This window comes from Streptomyces sp. NPDC054794 (genome assembly GCF_053611585.1).
This window is the reverse complement of the sequence record NZ_JBSHAQ010000061.1, coordinates 1-20,630: the sequence shown is the minus strand read 5'-3', so window position 1 is coordinate 20,630 and position 20,630 is coordinate 1. Positions and strand designations below refer to the sequence as shown.

The window sequence follows — 20,630 nt, the reverse complement described above, 5'->3', positions numbered from 1 at the left end:
GACACACCATGGGTCCCGTACTTGCCGGCTTCCTCCAGCTGCTCGCTCTCATAGGCGCGCTGGCGCTCGCCTACGTCCCCCTTGGCAACTACATGGCCAAGGTCTACTCCTCCGACAAGCACTGGCGCGTCGAGAAGTGGATCTACAAGGGCATCGGTGCCAACCCCGACACCGAGATGCGCTGGCCCGCCTACCTGCGCGGCGTCCTCGCCTTCTCCGCGGTCGGCGTTCTCTTCCTCTACCTGCTGCAGCGGATCCAGGGCTCTCTGCCCGGCTCGCTCGGCTTCAAGGCCATCGACCCGGACCAGGCGTTCAACACCGCCGCGTCCTTCGTCACCAACACGAACTGGCAGTCCTACTACGGCGAGCAGGCCATGGGCCACGTCGTGCAGACCGCCGGCCTGGCCGTCCAGAACTTCGTCTCCGCGGCCGTCGGCATCGCCGTCGCCGTGGCGCTGGTGCGCGGCTTCGCGCGCTCGCGCACCGGTGAGCTCGGCAACTTCTGGTCCGACCTGGTGCGCGGCACAATCCGCATCCTGGTTCCGGGTGCCGTGATCGCGGCCGTCGTGCTCGTGGCGTGCGGTGCGATCCAGAACTTCTCCGGCCTCCACGAGGTCGGCCAGTTCATGGGTGGCTCGCAGCAGTGGAACGGCGGCGCGGTCGCTTCGCAGGAGGCCATCAAGGAGTTCGGCACCAACGGCGGCGGTTACTTCAACGCCAACAGCGCTCACCCGTTCGAGAACCCCACCCCGTTCTCGAACCTCTTCGAGATCTTCCTGCTGCTGGTGATCCCGTTCGCGCTGACCCGCACCTTCGGCATCATGGTCGGTTCGGTCAAGCAGGGCTACGCGATCCTCGCGACCATGGCCACCATCTGGCTCGGCTTCACGGCCCTGATGATGTGGACCGAGTTCGCCCACCACGGCCCGGCGTTCCAGATCGCCGGCGGCGCGATGGAGGGCAAGGAGACCCGCTTCGGCGTCGGCGGCTCGTCGATCTTCGCGGTGGCGACCACGCTCACCTCGACCGGTGCGGTGGACTCCTTCCACTCCTCGTTCACCGGCCTCGGCGGTGGCATCACCATGCTCAGCATGATGCTGGGCGAGATCGCGCCCGGCGGTACCGGCTCCGGCCTCTACGGCATCCTGGTCATGGCGATCATCGCGGTGTTCATCGCCGGTCTGATGGTCGGCCGTACGCCGGAGTACCTGGGCAAGAAGATCGGTTCCCGCGAGATCAAGCTGGCGGCCTGCTACATCCTGATCACGCCGGCGCTCGTGCTCATCTTCACGGCGTTCGCGATGGCCCTGCCCACGCCGGCGAACTCGATGACCAACAGCGGGGCGCACGGGTTCGGCGAGATCCTGTACGCCTACACGTCCGCCGCCAACAACAACGGCTCGGCCTTCGCCGGTCTGAACGCGGACACCCAGTGGTTCAACAGCACCCTGGGCCTGGCCATGCTGCTCGGCCGCTTCCTGCCGATGGTGTTCGTGCTGGCGCTGGCCGGCTCGCTCGCCGAGCAGAAGCCGGTCCCGGTCACCGCGGGCACCCTGCGCACGGAGAAGCCGCTGTTCACCGGTCTGCTGGTGGGGGCGATCCTGATCATCACCGGTCTGACCTACTTCCCGGCCCTCGCGCTGGGTCCGCTGGCCGAAGGGCTGGCGTCATGACCACTCGTATAGAAAAGCAAGAGGACTCGATGTCCACAGCCACCCCGACCCGGGCGCCGCACAGCGACGTGCCCACCGGTCACAAGCCCGCCGAGGGACGTGTCGGCGCGGGCCTCTTCGACCCCAAGCAGCTGGTCAAGTCGGTGCCGGACGCCGTCCGCAAGCTCGACCCGCGGGTGATGATCAAGTCCCCCGTGATGTTCGTGGTGTGGATCGGGTCGGTGCTGACCACGGTCTTCTCCTTCAAGGACCCGGGCGACTGGTTCGGCTGGGCGATCAGCGCCTGGCTGTGGCTGACCGTGATCTTCGCCAACCTGGCGGAGGCCGTCGCCGAGGGCCGCGGCAAGGCACAGGCCGACACCCTGCGCAAGGCCAAGACGGACACCGTCGCGCGTCGAGTGCGGGGGGACGGCTCCGAGGAGCAGGTGCCCGGCACCGAGCTGAAGATCGGTGACCTGGTCGTCTGTGAGGCCGGCGACATCATCCCCGGTGACGGCGACGTCATCGAGGGTGTCGCCTCGGTCGACGAGTCGGCGATCACGGGTGAGTCGGCCCCGGTCATCCGCGAGTCCGGCGGCGACCGCTCGGCGGTCACCGGTGGCACGAAGGTCCTCTCCGACCGCATCGTCATCAAGATCACGACGAAGCCGGGCGAGACCTTCATCGACCGGATGATCAACCTCGTCGAGGGCGCGGCCCGGCAGAAGACGCCGAACGAGATCGCGCTGAACATCCTGCTGGCGTCGCTGACGATCGTCTTCCTGCTCGCGGTGGCCACCCTGCCGCCGTTCGCCAACTACGCGGGCACCCACCTGACCATGGTCGTCCTGGTGGCCCTGCTGGTCTGTCTGATCCCGACCACGATCGGCGCGCTGCTCTCCGCGATCGGCATCGCGGGCATGGACCGTCTGGTCCAGCGCAACGTCCTGGCCATGTCCGGTCGCGCGGTCGAGGCCGCCGGTGACGTCTCCACGCTGCTGCTCGACAAGACCGGCACCATCACCCTCGGCAACCGCCAGGCCGCCGAGTTCGTCCCGGTCAAGGGCACCACCGAGGCCGAGGTCGCGGATGCCGCCCAGCTGTCGTCGCTGGCCGACGAGACGCCCGAGGGCCGTTCCATCGTCGTCCTGGCGAAGGAGAAGTACGGCCTGCGCGAGCGCCACCAGGGCGAGCTGGCGCACGCCGAGTGGATCGCCTTCACCGCCCAGACCCGTATGTCGGGTGTGGACGTGGACGGCAGGAAGATCCGCAAGGGTGCGGCCGGTTCGGTCATCGCCTGGGTCAAGGAGCAGGGCGGGGCGGTCGCCGAGGACGCGGACGCGATCGCCAGCCGGATCTCCGAGTCCGGCGGCACCCCGCTGCTCGTGGCGATCCACGACGAGGAGGGCGCCCGGATCCTGGGTGTCATTCACCTCAAGGACGTCGTCAAGGAGGGCATGCGGGAGCGGTTCGACGAACTGCGCCGCATGGGCATCAAGACCGTCATGATCACGGGTGACAACCCGCTGACGGCCAAGGCGATCGCCGAGGAGGCGGGCGTCGACGACTTCCTCGCGGAGGCCACTCCCGAGGACAAGATGGCCCTCATCAAGCGGGAGCAGGCTGGCGGCAAGCTCGTCGCGATGACCGGTGACGGTACGAACGACGCCCCGGCCCTCGCGCAGGCGGACGTCGGCGTGGCGATGAACACCGGTACGTCGGCCGCCAAGGAGGCCGGCAACATGGTCGACCTCGACTCCAACCCGACCAAGCTCATCGAGATCGTCGAGATCGGCAAGCAGTTGCTGATCACGCGCGGTGCGCTGACCACGTTCTCCATCGCCAACGACGTCGCGAAGTACTTCGCGATCATCCCGGCGCTGTTCGCGGCGGTCTACCCGGGCCTGGACAAGCTCAACATCATGGGGCTGTCCTCGCCGGACTCCGCGATCCTGTCCGCGGTCGTCTTCAACGCGCTGATCATCATCGCGCTGGTGCCGCTGTCCCTGAAGGGCGTGCAGTACCGGCCGGTGAGCGCCGACAAGATGCTCCGCCGCAACCTCACGATCTACGGCATCGGCGGGCTGATCGCCCCCTTCATCGGTATCAAGATCATCGACATGATCATCTCCATCGTCCCCGGGATCGGCTGATCGCCATGAACAACTCCGCTACCAACACGGCCCGGCTGCTCTGGGCGGGACTGCGTGCCCTGCTCGTGCTGACCCTGGTGACCGGCGTCATCTACCCGCTGGTCGTCACCGGCATCGCCCAAGGGGTGTTCAACAACAAGGCGAACGGTTCCGAGATCAAGGCGGACGGCAAGGTCGTAGGCTCCTCGCTCATCGGCCAGGCCTACAACCTGCCGCTGAAGAAGGGCCAGGAGACCCCGGAGCCCGACCTGAAGTGGTTCCAGGGCCGCCCGCAGAACGGCCTCGGCACCAACTCCGTCAACACCCAGTACAAGCTGATCCTGTCCGGCGCCACCAACCGTTCCGGTGACAACGCCGACCTGATCGAGTGGGTCAAGGACGCCAAGGCCGCGGTGATCAAGGACAACTCGGTGGCCGGCTACACGGTCAAGCCCTCGGACGTCCCCGCCGACGCGGTGACCTCCTCCGGCTCCGGCCTGGACCCGGACATCTCCCCGCAGTACGCGCAGATCCAGGTCCACCGGATCGCCGAGAAGAACAACCTCCCCGTCGACAAGGTGGACAAGCTCGTGAAGGACCACACCGAGGGCCGCACCCTCGGCTTCATGGGCGAGCCCCGCGTGAACGTCCTCGAACTCAACATCGCACTCAAGGAACTGATCAAGGGCAACTGATGACCCGAGTGCTGGTCGTGGAAGACGACCCACAGCTCGTACGGGCACTCGTGATCAACATGCAGGCACGCCAGTACGGAGTGGACGCGGCGCCCGACGGCGCCACGGCCCTCCGGCTGGCGGCCGCGCGTCAGCCGGACGTGGTGATGCTCGACCTCGGACTGCCCGACATGGACGGGGTCGACGTCATCAAGGCGCTGCGCGGCTGGACCCGCGTACCGATCCTGGTGCTGTCGGCCCGTCAGGCGTCCGACGAGAAGGTTGCCGCGCTCGACGCGGGGGCCGACGACTACATCACCAAGCCGTTCAGCATGGACGAGCTCATGGCCCGGCTGCGGGCCGCCGTCCGCCGCACCGAGGACGCGCCCGTCGCCCCCGGGACGACGCTGGTGGAGACGTCCGACTTCACCATCGATCTGCTCGCCAAGAAGGCGGTGCGGGGTGGACGCGACATCCGTCTCACCCCCACCGAGTGGCATCTGCTGGAAATACTGGTGACCAATCCGGGCCGGCTCATCACCCAGAAGCACCTGCTGCGCGAGGTGTGGGGCGTGTCGCAGAGCAACAAGACCAACTACCTGCGGGTCTACATGGCCCAACTCCGCCGCAAACTGGAGGCGGACCCCGCACACCCCAGGTATCTGATCACCGAGCCCGGCATGGGCTACCGCTTCGAAGGATGACATGGCACGCGGCAGACTCCGGATCTACCTCGGTGCGGCGCCCGGCGTCGGCAAGACCTACGCGATGCTGTCCGAGGCGCACCGCCGGACAGAACGCGGCACCGACTGCGTGGTGGCCTTCGTGGAGCACCACAACCGGCCACGGACCGAAGTGATGCTCCACGGGCTGGAGATGATCCCGCGCAAGGAACTGGAGTACCGCGACGCCGTCTTCACCGAGATGGACATCGACGCCGTCCTCGCGCGCCGCCCGCAGGTCGCCCTCGTCGACGAGCTGCCGCACACCAACATCCCGGGCTCCCGTAACGCCAAGCGCTGGCAGGACGTGGAGGAGTTGCTGGCGGCAGGGATCGACGTGATCTCGACTGTCAACATCCAGCACCTGGAATCGCTCGGCGATGTCGTCGAGTCCATCACCGGCGTGCGCCAGCAGGAGACCGTCCCCGACGAGGTCGTACGCCGTGCGGACCAGATAGAGCTGGTCGACATGTCGCCACAGGCGCTGCGCCGCCGCATGGCCCACGGCAACATCTACAAGCCGGACAAGGTCGACGCGGCCCTGTCCAACTACTTCCGGCCCGGCAACCTCACCGCCCTGCGCGAGCTGGCGCTGCTGTGGGTGGCCGACCGCGTCGACGAGTACCTCAACGAGTACCGCAGTGAGCACCGCGTCTCGGCCATCTGGGGTTCGCGCGAGCGGATCGTGGTCGGCCTGACCGGCGGCCCGGAAGGACGGACGCTGATACGGCGGGCCGCCCGCCTCGCGGAGAAGGGCGCCGGCGGCGAGGTGCTCGCCGTCTACATCGCGCGCAGCGACGGTCTGACTGCGGCCTCCCCGAAGGAACTCGCGGTCCAGCGCACGCTGGTGGAGGACCTGGGCGGCACCTATCACCATGTCGTCGGTGACGACGTCCCGGCCGCGCTTCTCGACTTCGCGCGCGGCGTCAACGCCACGCAGATCGTCCTCGGCGTCTCCCGCCGCAAGAGCTGGCAGTACGTTTTCGGCCCCGGCGTCGGCGCCACGGTCGCCCGCGAATCCGGCCCCGATCTCGACGTCCACCTGATCACGCACGACGAGGCGGGCAAGGGGCGGGGCCTGCCCGTGGCGCGCGGCGCACGGCTCGGCCGGTCGCGGATCATCGGCGGCTGGCTCGCCGGCGTGCTCGGCCCGGTCCTGCTCACGCTGCTGTTGACCAGCGCGGCCCCCGAAGTGGGCCTGGCCAACGACATGTTGCTGTATCTGTCGCTGACGGTGGCGGCCGCCCTGGTCGGCGGCCTCCTCCCGGCGCTCACCTCGGCGGCCGTGGGCTCGCTGCTGCTCAACTGGTACTTCACCCCGCCCGTCCACACGCTCACGATCGCCGACCCCAAGAACATCGTCGCCATAGCGATCTTCGTCGGGGTCGCGGTGTCCGTGGCGTCCGTGGTGGACCTCGCGGCCCGGCGTACCCACCAGGCGGCCCGGCTGCGCGCCGAGTCGGAGATCCTGTCCTTCCTGGCCGGCAGTGTGCTGCGCGGCGAGACCAGCCTGGAGGAACTCCTGGAGCGGGTCCGGGAGACGTTCGGGATGGAGTCCGTCGCCCTCCTGGAGCGGGAGGGCGACGTGGCGCCGTGGACCTGCGCGGGCAGTGTCGGACCCCGGCCGTGCCGGTCGCCCGAGGGCGCGGACGTCGACATGCCGGTGGGTGACCACATGGCGCTCGCACTGTCGGGACGGGTGCTGCCCGCCTCCGACCGGCGGGTGCTGGCGGCCTTCGCCGCGCAGGCGGCGGTCGTGCTGGACCGGCAGCGGTTGCAGCAGGAGGCGGACCGGGCCAAGGAGCTCGCCGAGGGCAACCGCATCCGCACGGCACTGCTGGCCGCCGTCAGTCACGACCTGCGTACGCCCCTGGCCGGCATCAAGGCCTCGGTGTCTTCTCTGCGTTCGGACGACGTCGAGTGGTCGGAGGAGGACCGGGCCGCCCTGCTGGAGGCGATCGAGGCGGGCGCCGATCGGTTGGACCACCTGGTCGGCAACCTGCTCGACATGTCCCGGCTGCAGACCGGCACCGTCACGCCGATCGTCCGCGAGGCCGACCTCGACGAGGTGGTGCCGATGGCGCTGGGCGGGGTGCCGGAGGACAGCGTCGAGCTCGACGTCCCCGAGACCCTGCCCATGGTCCATGTGGACAAGGGGCTGTTGGAACGGGTCGTCGCCAACATCGTCGAGAACGCGGTCAAGTACAGCCCCCCGGACGCACCCGTGCTGGTGCGGGCGAGTTCCGTCGCCGACCGGGTGGAGGTCCGGGTGATCGACCGCGGGCCGGGCGTCCCCGACGAGGCCAAGGACCGCATCTTCGAGCCCTTCCAGCGCTACGGCGACTCCCCGCGCGGCGCCGGAGTCGGCCTCGGTCTCGCGGTGGCCCGTGGGTTCGCCGAGGCGATGGGCGGCACGCTGAACGCCGAGGACACCCCGGGCGGCGGACTCACCATGGTGCTGAGCCTGAGGCCGGCGCCGGGCCGCCGACCGGAACGGCCGGACCTGTCGGCCGCGGTGACGTCCTGACACTGCCGCGGGCTTCGGGGGCGTACGGACGCGAGCGAGGATTTCGCCATCGTACGGACGCGAGTGAGGCTTCGGCGTCGTACGGACGCGAAGGCCGCGCGCCGCACGGGCGTGCGGGCCTGCCTCCGTCCGGCGCACGTACCGCCCGGTCTCACACGCCGGGCGGTACCGGCTCCTCCCTCAGCAGCTGCCGGGGGTCCAGGCGCAGACGCCACGCGTTGCGCCGGTGCACCGCGGCCAGTTGGGTCTCCAGCGGTGACGGGGGAACCGCGAGGACCGGGCAGGTGGCGTGGGTGAGGCAGTAGCGGGAGACCCAGCCGGAGAACGCGCGGAGGCGGTGGCCGCGCCGGCCCGCGCCCACGACCAGGATGTCGTCCTCGCGGGACGCGGTCTCCACCAGCGCCGCGCCGGGGACGCCGCGCACGACGAGCGCCCGCATCGGCAGCCCGGGGCCGTCGTCGCCGAAGACCTCGTCCAGGACCGAGACCAGCCGCTGCCCCGCGAGGCGCTGCCACTCGTCCATCATCAGACACGCGGCCGGCGAGCGACGGGCCGCGAGCTCTCCGCCGGGCGGCTCCCAGGCCAGCACCGGCCAGAGCTCGGCCCCCCTGGTCCTGGCCTCCGCCGCGGCCCGGCGCAGGGCCGTGACGCTGCCGAGGGATCCGCTCACGCCGACCACGACACGAGCGGTCGCCGAGGCGTCGTGACCGGACATCACTCCACCGTTCGTCGCGCGTGCCCCCGAGGTCCGTCGAGGGCGGCCCCAGATGTGGGACCGCTTCCATCACACTCCCGGCCCGGCCCCACGACCAGCCCCGCGACCACTTCTTGGCACGCCCCTGATGACCTTGGCCAGGGCTGTCGGCCCGGCCGTCAGCATCCCGTCAGCGTCACCCCGATCGCCGTCAGCATCGCGTCATGAGGCGTCGGAAACCCCGGGGACCCGGGCATAGCGTCGGGGACGAGCCCCGGTCCGCCTCCCCGCGTCCGGGGCCTCAGATCCAGTTCACGCACCACCCGGATCCTCCAGGAGGCATCCCATGGCAGAACTCTTGTGCGGTGAAGACCCGGAGCCTTCCGATCGCTCCCCGGCCGGGCCACTGTTCGTACCCGTCCGGCCGGGACCAGCGGGATGTGCGGCCCGACTCTTCCGCACCCCGCTCGGCGACCGCACCGCCGTCGGTTTCACCTCCGCCCGCAGGCTCGCCGAGACCCTCGGCCCCGACCAGGCGTGGATCCGGCTCGCCGAGCCCGCGCTGCGCGCGCTGACCGCACCGCTGGGCGTCACCCGCGTCACGGTCGACCCTCCGTTCTCGGCGCCGGCCCCCGCGCCGGTCACGCCCGTCCCGTCCGTCACGCCCGCCGTGGCCCTGCGGATCGCATGAGAGAGGGAAGCCCGAGATGACGACCCTGCACGAACCCACCGTCACCACCACCCCGGACGAGCTGTCGGTGTGGCCCGCGTCCACCACCGAACCCCGTCCGGGCGACCTGGCCGTGGGCGGCGTACCGCTCGCCGAGGTCGCGCAGCGCTTCGGCACCCCCGTCTACGTCCTCGACGAGGCCGAGGTCCGCGAGCGCTGCCGCACCTACCGGCACGTCTTCCCCGACGCCGAAGTCCTCTACGCGGCCAAGGCGTTCCTGTGCCGGGCCGTGGTCCACTGGGTGGAGGAGGAAGGCCTCGGCCTCGACGTCTGCTCGGCCGGCGAGCTGGAGCTCGCGGTCACCACCGGGTTCCCGCCCGAGAAGATCGTGCTGCACGGGAACGCCAAGTCCCCGCGCGACCTGGAGACCGCCCTGCGCCTGGGCGTGGGCCGCATCGTGATCGACAGCCCGTCCGAGATCGCCCGGCTGGCCGCCGCCGTCGCCCCCGAAGGCCACCAGAAGGTCATGGTCCGCGTGGTGCCCGGCATCAGCGCCGGCGGCCACGACAAGATCCGCACCGGCACCGAGGACCAGAAGTTCGGCCTGTCCATCCGCGACGGCTACGCCCAGCACGCCATCGCCCGGATCCTGGACCAGCCGCAGCTCGAACTCACCGGCCTGCACTGCCACCTGGGCTCGCAGATCACCAGCGTCAAGCCGTACCTCGCCGCCGTGCGCCGCGTGGTCGGCCTGATGGCCCGCCTGCACGAGCAGCACGGACTGGTGCTGCCCGAACTCGACCTGGGCGGCGGCCACGGCATCGCCTACCGCCCCGGCGAGGAGGCGCTCGACCTCACCGCCCTGGCCCGCAAGGTCCGCACGGAGCTGACCGAGGCGTGCGGAGCGGCCGGGATTCCCGTGCCCCGCCTGGTCGTCGAGCCGGGCCGGGCCATCGCGGGACCGGCGGGCATCGCCCTGTACCACGTGCTCGCCGTCAAGCGCACGGGCGACCACATCTTCGTGGCCGTCGACGGCGGCATGAGCGACAACCCGCGGCCCGCGCTGTACGGCGTCCGCTACGCGCCCCGTCTGATCGGCAGGGCCAGTGCGGAGTCGATGGCCCCGGTGACCGTGGTGGGCCGGCACTGCGAGGCGGGCGACGTCCTCGCCGGCGACGTCGAGCTCCCCGCCGACGTACGCCCCGGCGACCTGCTCGCCGTCCCCGTGGCCGGTGCCTACCACCTGTCCATGGCCTCCGGCTACAACCTGGTCGGCCGCCCGCCGGTGGCCGCCGTGCGCGCGGGCCACGCCCGCCTCCTGGTGCGCCGCGAGTCGATGGACGACATCCGCAGCCGGGACGTGGGTCTGTAGCCCGTCCCCCCTTCCTGCCGGCCGCCCCTGGGCCCGCCGGCGGAGGGGCTGCTGGAAAACTCCCGGGCGGGTCGGCTCATCTCCCTCACTCACGCGGGGCCGGCCCGCCCGGGCCACCATCGGACGCGCAGGGCCGCGTCGGGGCGGACAGACTGGTGCAGATCGTCCGATCCGTCCGACCGACCCTGGTGAGGTCCCGATGGCTTATGGCCTGGCGCATCGTGAGCTGCGACCCAGAGTTCCGCTGCGCCCCGGTGAGGGGGAGAAACACCATCTCACCAGCCTGGAGGGCCTGGCCGCCCTCTCCTTGGACGCGCTCAGTTCGGTCGCGTACGGTCCCGAGGCGATCGTGCTGGTGCTGGTGGTCGCGGGCACCGGGGCGCTGACGGCGACCCTGCCGATCACCCTGGCGATCGTCTTCCTGCTCGCGGCGCTCGTCGTGTCGTACACCCAAGTGATCGCCGTACACCCGGACGGCGGCGGCGCCTACGCCGTGGCCAAGAAGGACCTCGGCCCGACCGCCAGCCTGCTCGCCGCGGCCAGTCTGGTCGTCGACTACGTCCTCACCGTGGCCGTCAGTCTCACCGCCGGGGCCGACGCCCTCGTCTCCGCGTTTCCCTCCCTCGCCGGGGACAAGCTCTGGGTCTGTCTGATCGGCCTCGCCCTGCTGGCGACCGTGAACCTGCGGGGCGTCACCGACAGCGCCCGGGTCCTCATGCTGCCCACGGTGCTGTTCATCGTGGCCATCTTCGGCATCGTCGTCCTCGGACTCCTGCGCGGGCACCCGGTGGCGGTCGTCGGCACCGCGGAGTCCTTCCCGGCGCGGGAGTCGCTCGGCCTGCTGCTGATCCTCAAGGCGTTCTCGTCCGGCTGTTCCGCCCTGACCGGCGTCGAGGCCATCGCCAACGCCGTGCCCACCTTCCGCACCCCGCGCGTCAAGCGGGCCCAGCACACCGAACTCATGCTCGGCGCGCTGCTCGGCCTGATGCTGATCGGCATCGCCGTACTGATCCGCCGCGACCACGTGGCCCCGCGCGGAAACGTCACGGTGCTCGCCCAGCTGACGGCGGGCGCCTACGGCGACGGCTGGGCCTACTACGCCACCAACATCATCGTCACCCTGGTCCTGCTCCTCGCTGCCAACACCAGCTTCGGCGGACTGCCGGTCCTGATGAGTCTGCTCGCCCGCGACCACCGGCTGCCGCACCTGTTCGGGCTGCGCGCCGAGCGCCCCGTCTACCGCTACGGCGTGCTGGCCCTGGCCCTGCTCGCCGCGCTGCTGCTCATCGCCACCGGCGCCGACACCCACCGGCTGATCCCGCTGTTCGCGATCGGCGTGTTCATCGGTTTCACCCTCAGCCAGGTCGGCCTCGTCCGGCACTGGGCCACCCAGCGGCCGGACGGCTGGGTGCACCGCGCCCTGATCAACGGCACCGGCGCGGTGCTGACCACCCTGGCCGGGCTCATCCTGCTCACCACCAAGTTCCTGGAGGGAGCCTGGGTGGTGGTGGTCGCCGTACCGCTGATGATGCTGATGTTCGCCCGCATCGAGCGCTACTACCGGGCCGTCGGCGAGGAACTCGGCCTGGGCCGGATCCCCGAACCGCCCGACCGACGCGCCGGCAGCCTGGTGATCGTCCCGCTCGGCGAGGTCAGCAAACTCGCCCGGCACGCCATCACCGCCGCCCTCGCGCTGGGCGACGAGGTGGTCGCGGTCGCGGTGCACGCGGACCCGGCCAAGGCCCGTGCGCTGGAGGAGGACTGGGACCGCTGGAACCCCGGTGTACGCCTCGTCGTCATCGACAGCCCGCACCGCTCCCTGGTCCAGCCGATCGTCGACTACGTGCAGCGCGTCGCCCGGGACGGGCGCCAGGTCGCCGTTCTCATCCCCGAGGTGGAACCGCGGCACCGCCGCTACGAGATCCTCCAGAACCAGCGCGGCCTGCTCCTCGCGACCGTGCTGCGGGCCCGCACGGACGTGGTGGTCTGCATGCTGCCGTACCGGCTCCACGTCTGAGGCGGTTGTGTCCGAGGCCGTTGGGCCCGCGGCATTCGACCGACTACGCGGAGTAGCCGTCCGCACTCATGCGTCGGGGCCGGAGCGCACCGTGTGTGTGCGAGCCGGCCCCTTGGATCGCCGGGCGGAGCGGCGGAGCCGCCCGGGGTGGTGCTCAGGCGGCGGTCATCACCCGGGCGGCGCCCACCGGGCGGTGCGGGGCGATGATCTGGCCGTCCGGCAGGAGCTCACCGGTGTCCTCGAAGAGCAGAACGCCGTTGCACAGCAGGCTCCATCCCTGCTCCGGGTGGTGCGCCACGAGTCGGGCGGACTCCCGGTCGGCGGATTCGGCTGTCGGGCACGGTGGCTGGTGCTGGCACATGGGTGGGATCTTTCGCTGTGTCGTGGTCATGGCCGTCCCCCGTTGTGATTCGTCGGTCGGAACCCAGTGTTGCTCTCCGGGCGTCAATCCGCAGGGATTTCGCGGCACCGCTTCTTCACAGATTGATGACGCGTCGGCCACGCGGATGGTTCATCCCAACTGGGCGGCCACTTCGGGTGGTTCGTGATGGCCGAATGGGGCTAGTCCGGCCGGGACCAGCCGTTCTTCGGCTCGTCGGAGCAGTGAATTGCTCGTACGAGCGGAATGCTTCCGGAAATACGAGGTACCCCGTCTCCGAAAAGGGAGACGGGGTACGAAAGGGTCGGATCAGGCGGGCGAGCCGAGCAGGGGCAGGGGTGTCGCGCGATGGGTGAGGACCGGGAGCAGTTCGGCGACCCGGAGCGGGCGGTGCGCCGCGATGCCGGGCGGTGCCGGGGCCAGCGGGACGAGCAGGTCGGTGGCCGCGGGATGCCCCTCGGAGCCGTCCGCCGCGCAGTCGCCGTGCAGCCACAGCGTCAGCATGTACAGGCCGGGCACGGACAGCAGGCGCGGCTGGTACGCCTGCGGCATCGCCTCGGCCTGGCGCAGGGCGCGTTCGGTCGAGGAGACGTAAGGGCCCTCGAAGAAGTGCGAGAACGCCCAGCCGTCGGGGGTGAGCATGGTCTCGGCCGCGGCCACCGCGCGGTCGCCGCAGCGGATCAGGAAACGCCAGCCGGTCAGCCGGGTGGCCGACACGCCCTTGGCGGTGATCCGGTCCAGCACATGGACGGGGAGCGGGAGTTCGGGAGTGGCGGGTCCCTGAGCGGCGCGCAGGGAGGGAGTTCGGGCCTCGCGGACCGCGGTGGGGGAACCGAGGGCCGTGAGGACGGAGCGCAGGGCAGGCGCGGGGGCAGGGGGGACTTGCAGCGGCATGGTGGGTCGCCTCTCGTTCGACAGGCGCGGTGGCGCGAGGGAGGGGGCGGACGACGCTGTCAGCTCAGGTGGTCAGGGAGGCGGGGCCCGGGTCGGTGAACGAGGGTGCGGACGAGGCCTGCCGCACGTCACCTTGACGGCAGGAACCAGGACCATGGGCGCCAACCTTCTGCCTTGGTAGCGGAGTTTATACGACGCGTGTTCAGACGTTGTTTCCACTAGCCGTTTCCGGCGAACAAAACAAGGCGCTATTCGGCCGCTGATTCGCGGGAATCATCCCGATTTCCCGACCGGCGGGACCGTGCTGACCTCGGAATACGCCCGGGTGACGGTCGGCCGATTGTCGTCGGCGTTTTTCACGAGGACATCGGGGCACCCGAAGTTGCGTGATGCCCCATGCCCCGTGAATGTGCCCCGGGGCACATTCCAACAGAGTAGCGGGGGACGGGTCGGCGCGGGACGTTATCGATCGCTTCGGCTGGGCATCATCCCACCTGACCCGGGACACCGGCGGCCGGATCTTCGGCCCGCCCATCCGAGGAGGGACACTTCGATGGGGGAGAAGGTCGTGGCGGGGCCGTTCGACCTGTCCGATCGCCAGCGCTACCGTGAAAAGGTCCGCATGTGCCTGACGGGGCTGGAGCGGCTGCTGGTCGAGAAGCGGTTCGACCGCCCGAAGAACCTCATGGGAGTCGAGATCGAATTGAATCTCGCGGGTTCCGACGGCATGCCGAGAATGCTGAACGGACAAGTACTCGAACGCATCGCGAGCCGCGATTTCCAAACAGAACTCGCCATGTTCAACCTGGAAGTGAACATCGCCCCACACCGGTTGGGCGGCCGGGTATTCGACCGGCTCGCCGAGGAACTGCGGACCTCGCTGGCCTACGCCGACCGCAAGGCGCAGGAGGTGGACGCCGGCATCGTGATGATCGGCATTCTGCCCACGCTGGAGCGGGACGACCTGGTCTCCGCCAACCTCTCCGAGGTGGACCGCTACACGCTGCTCAACGACCAGATCGTGGCGGCCCGGGGCGAGGACTTCGTCGTCGACATCGAGGGCGTGGAACACCTCACCTGCACATCGAAGTCCATCGTGCCGGAGGCCGCGTGCACCTCCCTGCAGCTGCACCTCCAGGTCACCCCGGCCCGCTTCGCCGACGTGTGGAACGCGGCACAGGCGGCCTGCGCGGCGCAGATCGCCGTGGGCGCCAACTCGCCCTTCCTCTTCGGACATGAGCTGTGGCGCGAGTCCAGGCCGCCCCTGTTCCTGCAGTCCACCGACACGCGCCCGCCCGAGCTCCAGGCCCAGGGGGTACGGCCGCGCACCTGGTTCGGCGAGCGCTGGATCTCCTCGGCGTACGAGCTGTTCGAGGAGAACCTGCGCTTCTTCCCGGCGCTGCTGCCGATCTGCGACGCGGAGAACCCGCTCGCGGTCCTCGACGCGGGCGGCGTGCCCAAGCTCGCCGAACTCGTCCTGCACAACGGCACGGTCTACCGCTGGAACCGGCCCGTGTACGGCATCGCGGACGGCGTCCCGCACCTGCGCGTGGAGAACCGCGTCCTGCCGGCCGGACCCACCATCGCCGACGTCATCGCCAACGCGGCCTTCTACTACGGCCTGGTCCGCGCCCTGGCAGAGGAGTCCCGACCCGTGTGGACGCGCCTGCCCTTCGAGACGGCCGCCGCCAACTTCGACGCGGCCTGCCGGTACGGCATCGACGCCCGCTTCGTGTGGCCGCGGCGCGGACGCTACTCCGGTACGGCCGAGGTCGACGCGGTCTCGCTCGTGCGCGACGAACTGCTGCCGCTGGCCGCGGCCGGACTGGACGCCTGGGGCGTGGAGTCCGCCGACCGCGACCTCTATCTGGGGATCATCGAGGAGCGGTGCCGCCGTCGCACCAACGGGGCGAGCTGGCAGGCGGCGACCTTCCACCGTGCTCTGGAACAGGGCATGAGCCGCCCGGCCGCCCTCGCGGCCACGACCCGCCGCTACCGCGAGCTGATGACCCTCGGCGAGCCGGTGCACACCTGGCCGGTGGGCCTGCCAGAACCGGTGCCGCTGGGCTGAGCGCCGGTCACCGGGTCCGCCCTCGGCCTCGGACAGGGGTCGGTCACGCATGTCCCGCACCGATCGGGCAAGCTGTGACGACCCATGACCGTGGCGCACCTCCCTGTCCCGCGACAGCCTGTGGCGCACGATCCCCGTCACGTCCTACGGGATGCCGACGGGCGAAGATGTGCATGGGGCGGGACTACCCAAGGAGGCAGGTGTGCAGGTGGAGGCGGACTCGGTGGCCGATTCACAGCCGCTGGAGCGGCCCTCGCGACGGATCTTCCGGGACGAGACGCTGCTCGTTCTGGGGCTCTCGCTCGGCGCGAGCGGAGTCTCCGCCCTGATCAGCTTCGTCGGATCGGTCACGAAACCGGGCGGCCTCAAGGACCAGGCGGCCACCCTCAACGCCTCGGCCGCGCCCGGCCGCCCCTGGCTGGACCTCGCCTGGCAGCTGTTCGGCATCGCCTCGGCGCTCGTGCCCGTCCTGCTCGTCGCGCACCTCCTGATGCGCGAGGGCCGCAGCATGCGCACCCTCGGCTTCGACCGCACCCGGCCCTGGCCCGACCTCGGCCGCGGAGCCTCGATCGCGGCCGTGATCGGCAGCACCGGCATCGCCTTCTACCTGGCCGCACGCGGCCTCGGCTTCAACCTCACCGTGGTGCCCGAGGCCCTGCCCGACGTGTGGTGGAAGTACCCCGTGCTGATCCTGTCGGCGCTGCAGAACGCGATCCTCGAAGAGGTGATCGTGGTCGGCTATCTGCTGCGCCGACTGGGCCAGTTGGGCTGGACACCGGGCACCGCCCTGGTGGCGAGTGCGGTGCTGCGCGGCTCGTACCACCTCTATCAGGGCGTCGGCGGCTTCGTCGGCAACATGGTCATGGGCGTGGTGTTCGTCCTGCTGTACCGGCGCTGGGGCCGGGTGGGTCCCCTCGTGGTCGCGCACTCCCTGCTCGACATCGGGGCGTTCGTCGGCTACGCCCTGCTGGCCGGCAAGGTGGGGTGGCTGCCTACGGCGTGAGCAGCTCGCCGTCGATCACGGTGACCGCGCGGCCGGTGAGCAGGGTGCGGTCGCCGCGCAGCCCCGTACGGACGAGACCGGAGCGGCGCGAGGCCTGCAGACCGGTGAGGTCGGCGCGGTCCAGACGCCCGGACCAGAACGGGGCCAGCGCGGTGTGGGCGCTGCCGGTGACCGGGTCCTCGTCGATGCCGACGTTGGGGAAGAAACAGCGGGAGACGAAGTCGTAGCCCCGGGACGGGTCCTGGGCGCGGGCGGTGGCGATGATGCCGCGCGCGGAGTGGACACCGAGCGCCTTGTGGTCGGGGGAGAGGCCGAGCACGGTCTTCTCGTCGGCGAGTTCCACGATCAGGTCGCCCACGTTCGGCCCGGTGTCGAAGGCGACGCGCGGCTCGGCGCCCAGCGCCTCGGCGATGCCGGCCGGGATCTCGACGGGGGTGAGCGGGGCGGTCGGGAAGTCCAGGGTGATCCAGCCGTCCGCGTCGGGCGTCGCGACGAGCACGCCGCTGCGGGTGGCGAACCGCACGGGGCCCTCGTGCGCGCCCGTGGTGTGCAGGACGTGGGCCGTGGCGAGCGTGGCGTGCCCGCACATGGCGACCTCGGTGGCGGGCGTGAACCAGCGCAGCGCCCAGTCCGCCTCGCCGCCCTCGGGCAGGCGGTGCGCGAACGCCGTCTCGGCGTGGTTGACCTCCAGCGCGACGTTCTGGAGCCAGTCGTCGTCCGGGAACGCGTCGAGGAGCAGGACCCCGGCCGGGTTGCCGGCGAAGGGGCGGTCGGTGAAGGCGTCGACGATACGAATCCGCATGCGCCGACGCTAGACGTCGTGCCGCCCGCCCGGCCAAGGCCAATTCCGGGCGACTGGCCCGATTCCTCCGACCGGCGGCCGATGCTCGCCGCGCGGGGCGCTCACCGCGCGGGGCGGTCCCCGGGGCTCGGCTGGTCCAGGTGGGAGGCGAGCACCGCGGCCTGGACCCGGCGCTGGACGCCGAGCTTGGCCAGCAGTCGGGAGATGTGGTTCTTGACCGTCTTCTCGGATAGGTAGAGCTTCTTGCCGATCTCGCGGTTGGTCAGCCCGTCCCCGATCAGCGCGAGGATGTCCCGCTCACGGGGCGACAGGCTCGCCAGCTCGGGCGCGACCTCCGGCGTCTCCGCAGGGTCGGCGCGCAGCGAGCGCATCAGCCGGGCGGTGGTCGCGGGGTCCAGCATCGACTGGCCGGAGGCGACCGTGCGGACCGCCGAGATCAGGTCGGAGCCCTTGATCTGCTTCAGGACGTAGCCGGAGGCCCCGGCCATGATGGCGTCGAGCAGGGCCTCCTCGTCGTCGAACGAGGTCAGCATCAGGCAGGACAGCTCCGGCATCCGGCTGCGCAGCTCACGGCAGACCGTGATGCCGTCGCCGTCCGGCAGCCGCACGTCGAGGACGGCGACGTGCGGGCGCAGGGCGGGGCCGCGCACCAGCGCCTGCTCGACGCTGTCCGCGTCGCCGACCACGGAGATGTCCGGCTCGGCGTCGAGCAGGTCGGTCAGACCACGCCGGACGACCTCGTGGTCGTCGAGCAGGAACACGCGGATGGGATTGTGCTCCGTGAAAGTGCCGGTGTCGGCCATGACGACCTCTCGCTCCCCGATGACGGACGGACTGCGGGTTGTCCGCGACGACGATCATCACCCGCCCGGGGCCGGACGCACTAGGGCCGACCGGCCCAACCCTCAGCTCACCGGGCGCGCGGTCGAGGCGCCGTCCAGGTCGAACTCGACGTCGACGACCCCCTCGATCGCCCGGATCAGGCGGGCGGCGACGGGCACCAGCGAGGTGTCCCGTACCCGTCCGGAGAGTTTCACGACTCCGTTGCCGACGTCCACCCGGACGGCCGAACCCGGCCTGGGGAACAGATAGGACACCAGCTCGCGCCGGACCTGCTCGGCGATGTCCTCGTCGTCGCGCAGGAACACCTTCAGCAGGTCCGCCCGGCTGACGATGCCCTCCAGCACACCCCGCTCGTCGACCACCGGCAGCCGCTTGACCTTGGACTGGGCCATGATCCGCGCGGCCTGCGCGAGGGTCGTGTCCGCCTGGACGGTCAGGGCGGGCGCGTTCATCAGCTCCTCCGCGGTGACCGCGTCGGCCTTCGCGCTGCCGGGCAGGTCGCGCGGCCGCCGGGCACGCTCGCGGTCGCTCTCGCTGTCCCGGAACGCCTCCTTGCGCAGCAGATCGGCCTCGGTCACCACACCGACGACCCGGCCCCCGCCCGCCAGGACCGGAACGCCGCTGACCTTCCGGTCCTGCATCAGCCGCACGATGTCCTTGAAGGCGGCCCTGCGGTCCACGGAGGCGACCGTCCGGCTCATGACGTCGCCGACGATGTGCGGGGTGCCGTGCATCGTGAATCCTTCCACGCTCGGATCCGCCGGACGGCTCAGGCGACCGATCCGGCCCCGTACGGGGCGTACAGGTCCAGGAGCCGGGTCCGGGCGGCGCGGAGGCGGTGGGCCAGGACCTCGCCGACCCACTGGGTGATGGTGTGGCCCAGCGCCGGGTCCTCCTCGCACATCAGGCGGACGGCCGTGGCGTCGAACTCGTACGCCCGTACCGGTGTCGTCGCCTCGGCGCCCAGGTACCAGACGCGCGGCGGGAACAGCCAGGAGCAGCCGACGAGCTCGTTGTGCCGCAGGGTCTCTATGACGGCGGCTCGCCGGCCCGGCACGTGCATGTCGAGCTCGATCGTGCCGGTGCGGATGACCCAGAACCGGTCGGCGCGCGCGCCCTCGTCGAAGATGCGCGTCCCTTGCGGGAAGGACACCTCGCGGGCGATCCGCATCAGCCGCTCCCGGTGCTCGGCGGGAAGGGCCTGCAGCATGTTGCGGGTGGGGGTGATCGGCATGGCGTGCCTCCCGGCGGCGAGTAGGAAGTGCCGAGACCAGCGTGTGCCCGTCCCGGGCCACCGGACCAGGGGCCACCCGGCCCCTCGCCCAGGCCACTCGGCTCTCGCCGGGCGCGGGCCGGCCCAGGGGCGCGAGACGGCCCGCTGCCGCCCTGGGCCGAACGGGACGTCCGCGGTGGGGACCATCGGTCCGGACCGGGACCTTCGGCCGCTGACCCCGCCCGGCCGGCGCGCTGAATGATCGCTGCGCATCGCCCCATCCACAGCGATCCGCACCAGGAGCACAGCCATGTCCAAGGCCGCCGGGAGCGGGGGAGGAGCGGCGCCGTCGGCGTCGCTCGGCCTCCCCGCCGCGTCCGCGCTCGTGATCGGCAGCATCATCGGGACCGGCGTCTTCGCCCTCCCGTCCGCGCTCGCCCCCTACGGTCCCGTCGCCCTCGTCGCGTTCGTCGTCGTGACCCTCGGCGCGCTCGCGCTGGCGCTGACCTTCGGCGCCCTGTCCGGGCGCGTCCCGGCGAGCGGCGGACCGTACGTCTACGCCCGCGAGGCCTTCGGCGAGTTCGCCGGATTCCTCACCGCCTGGTCGTACTGGATCACGGCGTGGGCCGGGAACGCGGCCATCGTGGTCGCGTGGGTCGGCTACGTCGAGGTCTTCGTCAACACCGGCCACCGGACCGGGGTCTCCCTGCTGATCGCGCTGATCGGGCTGTGGATCCCCGCCGGGATCAATCTCACCGGGTCGCGGAACACGGGCGCGTTCCAGGTGATCACCACGGTGCTGAAGTTCGTCCCGCTGGTCTTCATGGCCACTGTCGGGCTGCTGTTCGTCGACCCGTCCAATTTCGGCGCCTTCAACGCGAGCGGGCAGTCGGACCTCGGCGCGATCTCGGCCGCGGCCGCCATCGCCCTGTTCAGCTACCTCGGCCTGGAGGCCGCCTCGGTGG

18 protein-coding genes are annotated in these 20,630 nt (G+C 70.9%); 11 read left to right on the top strand and 7 right to left on the bottom strand.

Annotation, left to right across the window (positions count from 1 at the left end; genetic code table 11):
• Positions 1-8: 8 nt before the first annotated feature.
• Genes kdpA through ACWGKT_RS40740 form a run of 5 tightly spaced genes read left to right on the top strand, consistent with a single transcriptional unit; the run spans position 9 to position 7,707 of the window.
• Entirely contained in the window at positions 9-1,673 is a 1,665-nt protein-coding gene (gene kdpA, locus ACWGKT_RS40760; RefSeq protein WP_453277655.1) for a potassium-transporting ATPase subunit KdpA, read from the top strand.
• Positions 1,670-3,805, top strand: a complete 2,136-nt coding sequence (gene kdpB / locus ACWGKT_RS40755) for a potassium-transporting ATPase subunit KdpB (RefSeq protein WP_453277654.1) — start codon at positions 1,670-1,672, stop codon at positions 3,803-3,805. Before kdpA ends, kdpB begins: the two co-directional genes overlap by 4 nt.
• Before the next feature lie 5 nt (positions 3,806-3,810).
• On the top strand, positions 3,811-4,479 hold the full coding sequence (locus ACWGKT_RS40750; RefSeq protein ID WP_453277653.1) for a potassium-transporting ATPase subunit C: 669 nt from the start codon (positions 3,811-3,813) through the stop codon (positions 4,477-4,479).
• Positions 4,479-5,162 (top strand): response regulator, encoded by a 684-nt coding sequence (locus ACWGKT_RS40745; protein WP_453277652.1) that lies wholly within the window; start codon positions 4,479-4,481, stop codon positions 5,160-5,162. The genes ACWGKT_RS40750 and ACWGKT_RS40745 overlap by 1 nt, the downstream gene beginning before the upstream one ends.
• 1 nt (position 5,163) lies before the next feature.
• Positions 5,164-7,707 carry an ATP-binding protein gene (locus ACWGKT_RS40740; protein WP_453277651.1) on the top strand — a complete coding sequence of 848 codons (2,544 nt, stop codon included), beginning with the start codon at positions 5,164-5,166 and terminating at the stop codon, positions 7,705-7,707.
• A 151-nt stretch (positions 7,708-7,858) separates the two neighbouring features.
• Here the strand turns inward: ACWGKT_RS40740 and ACWGKT_RS40735 are convergent, their stop codons facing one another.
• Positions 7,859-8,422 carry a universal stress protein gene (locus tag ACWGKT_RS40735; protein ID WP_453277650.1) on the bottom strand — a complete coding sequence of 188 codons (564 nt, stop codon included), beginning with the start codon at positions 8,420-8,422 and terminating at the stop codon, positions 7,859-7,861.
• 325 nt (positions 8,423-8,747) lie between these two features.
• Here ACWGKT_RS40735 and ACWGKT_RS40730 point away from each other — a divergent pair, with 325 nt between their 5' ends.
• The 3 genes from ACWGKT_RS40730 (at position 8,748) to ACWGKT_RS40720 (ending at position 12,460) form a co-directional block, all read left to right on the top strand.
• Positions 8,748-9,092 carry an SAV_915 family protein gene (locus ACWGKT_RS40730; RefSeq protein ID WP_453277649.1) on the top strand — a complete coding sequence of 115 codons (345 nt, stop codon included), beginning with the start codon at positions 8,748-8,750 and terminating at the stop codon, positions 9,090-9,092.
• A gap of 16 nt (positions 9,093-9,108) precedes the next feature.
• The gene (lysA, locus tag ACWGKT_RS40725) at positions 9,109-10,443 is read left to right on the top strand and encodes a diaminopimelate decarboxylase (RefSeq protein ID WP_453277648.1); all 1,335 of its coding nucleotides are present in this window, start codon (positions 9,109-9,111) and stop codon (positions 10,441-10,443) included.
• 199 nt (positions 10,444-10,642) lie between these two features.
• A complete protein-coding gene (locus tag ACWGKT_RS40720; protein ID WP_453277647.1) occupies positions 10,643-12,460 on the top strand; it encodes an APC family permease in 1,818 nt (605 codons plus the stop codon).
• Positions 12,461-12,614: 154 nt separating this feature from the next.
• Here ACWGKT_RS40720 and ACWGKT_RS40715 read toward each other — a convergent pair whose 3' ends face one another.
• Positions 12,615-12,821: a DUF5999 family protein gene (locus ACWGKT_RS40715; RefSeq protein ID WP_356157516.1), complete on the bottom strand. Its 207-nt coding sequence runs from the start codon at positions 12,819-12,821 to the stop codon at positions 12,615-12,617.
• A gap of 327 nt (positions 12,822-13,148) precedes the next feature.
• Positions 13,149-13,733: a hypothetical protein gene (locus ACWGKT_RS40710; protein WP_356157507.1), complete on the bottom strand. Its 585-nt coding sequence runs from the start codon at positions 13,731-13,733 to the stop codon at positions 13,149-13,151.
• Positions 13,734-14,286: 553 nt separating this feature from the next.
• Here ACWGKT_RS40710 and ACWGKT_RS40705 point away from each other — a divergent pair.
• Positions 14,287-15,804: a glutamate--cysteine ligase gene (locus ACWGKT_RS40705; RefSeq protein WP_453277646.1), complete on the top strand. Its 1,518-nt coding sequence runs from the start codon at positions 14,287-14,289 to the stop codon at positions 15,802-15,804.
• A 202-nt stretch (positions 15,805-16,006) separates the two neighbouring features.
• The gene (locus ACWGKT_RS40700; RefSeq protein WP_453277645.1) at positions 16,007-16,807 is read left to right on the top strand and encodes a CPBP family intramembrane glutamic endopeptidase; all 801 of its coding nucleotides are present in this window, start codon (positions 16,007-16,009) and stop codon (positions 16,805-16,807) included.
• Here the strand turns inward: ACWGKT_RS40700 and ACWGKT_RS40695 are convergent.
• From ACWGKT_RS40695 to ACWGKT_RS40680, 4 genes are all read right to left on the bottom strand, one after another.
• Positions 16,797-17,609 (bottom strand): PhzF family phenazine biosynthesis protein, encoded by an 813-nt coding sequence (locus ACWGKT_RS40695; RefSeq protein ID WP_453277644.1) that lies wholly within the window; start codon positions 17,607-17,609, stop codon positions 16,797-16,799. The two genes, ACWGKT_RS40700 and ACWGKT_RS40695, sit on opposite strands and share 11 nt — an antisense overlap.
• Before the next feature lie 101 nt (positions 17,610-17,710).
• Positions 17,711-18,412, bottom strand: coding sequence for a response regulator (locus tag ACWGKT_RS40690; RefSeq protein ID WP_453277643.1), 702 nt, complete (start codon positions 18,410-18,412; stop codon positions 17,711-17,713).
• A gap of 102 nt (positions 18,413-18,514) precedes the next feature.
• Positions 18,515-19,186 (bottom strand): CBS domain-containing protein, encoded by a 672-nt coding sequence (locus ACWGKT_RS40685; RefSeq protein WP_453277642.1) that lies wholly within the window; start codon positions 19,184-19,186, stop codon positions 18,515-18,517.
• 35 nt (positions 19,187-19,221) lie between these two features.
• Entirely contained in the window at positions 19,222-19,686 is a 465-nt protein-coding gene (locus ACWGKT_RS40680; protein ID WP_453277641.1) for a Crp/Fnr family transcriptional regulator, read from the bottom strand.
• 364 nt (positions 19,687-20,050) lie between these two features.
• On the opposite strand from ACWGKT_RS40680, the gene ACWGKT_RS40675 reads away from it, so the two are divergent.
• Positions 20,051-20,630, top strand: a 580-nt coding sequence (locus tag ACWGKT_RS40675; RefSeq protein ID WP_453277681.1) for an amino acid permease, incomplete at its 3' end; no start/stop codon positions are given.